Source organism: Bacillus sp. JJ783 (assembly GCF_036963225.1).
In the GTDB taxonomy this organism is placed as follows: Bacteria; Bacillota; Bacilli; order Bacillales; family Bacillaceae_G; genus Bacillus_A; species Bacillus_A cereus_U.
Map to the genome: position 1 here is coordinate 870 of NZ_JBALMG010000268.1, position 208 is coordinate 1,077.

The window sequence follows — 208 nt, forward strand, 5'->3', positions numbered from 1 at the left end:
ATATTATAATTTATTATATAGAAAATATATAAGAAACGGAGAATTATCATGCTCAATATAGATATTAATCGCTTAACTGATATTTGTTTAGAATATCAACAGTCTAGATTTTATGTTGGCAGAATACCTGATGATTTCTTGTCAATTGCAAAAAAGCGTTTCTCTATACCAAAGGATGATCAGATTATTGCTTTTTTAAGTTGTAATT